The sequence below is a fragment of the Agrococcus citreus genome (assembly GCF_039527715.1).
Lineage (GTDB): Bacteria > Actinomycetota > Actinomycetes > Actinomycetales > Microbacteriaceae > Agrococcus > Agrococcus citreus.
Genome location: NZ_BAAAKK010000004.1, coordinates 1 through 2,073 on the forward strand (window position 1 = coordinate 1; position 2,073 = coordinate 2,073).

At 74.5% G+C, this 2,073-nt stretch carries 4 protein-coding genes; all 4 read right to left on the minus strand.

Annotation, left to right across the window (positions count from 1 at the left end):
* Positions 1-10 precede the first annotated feature (10 nt).
* Positions 11-748 carry a hypothetical protein gene (locus ABD106_RS07045; RefSeq protein WP_343918805.1) on the minus strand — a complete coding sequence of 246 codons (738 nt, stop codon included), beginning with the start codon at positions 746-748 and terminating at the stop codon, positions 11-13.
* Positions 749-841: 93 nt separating this feature from the next.
* The gene (locus ABD106_RS07050) at positions 842-1,072 is read right to left on the minus strand and encodes an SCO4848 family membrane protein (protein WP_343918807.1); all 231 of its coding nucleotides are present in this window, start codon (positions 1,070-1,072) and stop codon (positions 842-844) included.
* Entirely contained in the window at positions 1,065-1,631 is a 567-nt protein-coding gene (locus ABD106_RS07055; RefSeq protein ID WP_343918809.1) for a dTDP-4-dehydrorhamnose 3,5-epimerase family protein, read from the minus strand. The genes ABD106_RS07050 and ABD106_RS07055 overlap by 8 nt, the downstream gene beginning before the upstream one ends.
* Before the next feature lie 39 nt (positions 1,632-1,670).
* Positions 1,671-2,073, minus strand: a 403-nt coding sequence (locus ABD106_RS07060; protein ID WP_343918811.1) for an OsmC family protein, incomplete at its 5' end; no start/stop codon positions are given.

The window sequence follows — 2,073 nt, forward strand, 5'->3', positions numbered from 1 at the left end:
CTGACGCCGATCAGCGGGGCACGCCGCCGTCGTACGGGTCGTCGAGCCCGCTCGCGTCGTCGCCGCCCGACGGCGGGCGCAGCACGCCGGGCCCCTGCGGCGCCTCCGGTGCGCCGGGAGCGCCCGGCATGGGCGGCGCGCCCGGCACATCCGGCTGCACGGGAACATCAGGCACGTCGGGCGCGCCCGGCACATCGGGCACCTCGGGCGCCCCGGGACCCGGCTCGAGCGGCTCGCCTGGCACGTCGGGAGCGGCGTCCCGCTCGGCCTCGAGCTCGGCGATGCGCGCCTTGTGCTCGTCGATCCGGTCGATGCCCGCTTGCACGCTGCGCGTGTAGCGCTCGCCGGTCGCCTCGGCGACGAAGTCGGCGTCGCCGTCGTAGTCCATGTTCGGGTCGGGCCCACCGGGCTCACCGCCGGTCGGCACCGGCGGCTGGTGGCCGGCGTTGCCCGGGGAGTCGTCGCCGTCGAGCGGGCCCGCGGCATCCTCGCCCGGCAGCGGTGCTCGGCCGGTCTCGCCGTGCCCGGCAGGGCTCGGCGCGCCGTGCCCGGCAGGGCTCGGCGCGCCGTGCGCGTCGGCGCCGGCATCAGCGCCATGAGACTCAGCCCGGGAGTCCCCGCCGAGCGCATCGGAGCTGTCCCCGCCGTGCGCCTCGGAGCGCGTCGCGCCGGTCTCGGCCGCCGTGCGGAGCGGCTTCTCGTCGTCGAGCGGCTGATCGCCGCCGTCGCGGATCGGGCTGTCTGCCATGGTCGCACCTCTCGTCTCCGGGCCGGCACCGATGCACCGGCTGACGCCCAGCCAACCGGATCGGTGCTGGACGCGCCATGGACGAGCCCCGGGTCAGCGCGAGAGGAACCACCAGATGCCCGCGACGGCCTGCGCGATCGCGATGACGACCGCGATCGCGACGAGGGTCACGTGCACGGTCAGGAACCGGGTCGGCTTGCCCGCCGCGTCGCGCGCTCGCGGATCGGCTGCGACACGGCGCAGGAACGCGGGCCAGACGACGACGCCGAAGGCGGCGCCGACGAGCAGCAGGACCGCGCCGGCCGCACCGACGGGATCATCCACGGGCGAGCACCTCGGCGAGCGTCGGGGCCGCGAGGTCCTTCTCGCTGATGCGCGCGCGGTCCTCGGTGTCGACGGGCACGGGCCAGTCGATGCCGAGGGCCGGGTCGAGCGGCGTGATCGCGACGCCCGTCATGCCCGGCACCCACTCCTGCGTGAAGCAGTAGACGTACTGCGTCGGGGTCTCGCCGGTCGACTGGAAGCCGTTGCAGACGCCCTCGGGCACGATGATCTGCACCCCGGGCTCGAGCGCCGTCTGGAAGACGGCGCCGCGCGTCGGCGACTCGGGCCGCGCATCCACCCACGCTCCCCACGCGGTGCCGTGGGCGATCGCGATGAGCTTCACCATCGACTCACCGTGCATGCCGCGGATGGCGCCGGGATTCGTCTGCGTGACGTTCACCTGCTGGAACGCCGGCAGGGGGATGCCCGCCGCCTCGAACGCCGATGCGCGGTAGAACTCGCGCACCGTGCCGCGATCCTCGATCACCTGCTTCATGCGGATGAGGGCGAGGCCCTCGATGGTCGTCTGCTGCGTCTCGAACTCGATGATCTCCACCACCGGTCCAGGCTATGGCAGGGCGAGGGGCGGGCGCCGACGTCAGGCGAGGCGGGTCTCGATCGGGGTCGCGTTCGAGAACAGGTCGTGCACCGGGCAGTGCGCGTCGACGACCTGGCGCAGCTCGTCGTAGCGCTCGCGCGGCTCGGGCCCCTCGATGTCGACGACCACGCGGAGCCGCGAGAAGCCGGGCCGCACGTCGTCGGCGCCGAACAGGCCTCGCACGTCGAGGTCGCCCTCGGCGCGCAGCTCGAGTCGGTCGATCGTGATGCCGAGTCGCTTCGCGTACAGCCGGTAGACGACCGTCTGGCAGCCGAGCAGCGCGCCGAGCGCGAACTCCACGGGGCTCGGACCGAGGTCATCGCCCGCGAGCCCGGCCGGCTCGTCGACGACGAACTCGTGGCGACCGGCGCGCACGACGGTCGCCACGGAGCCCTCCGCCGAG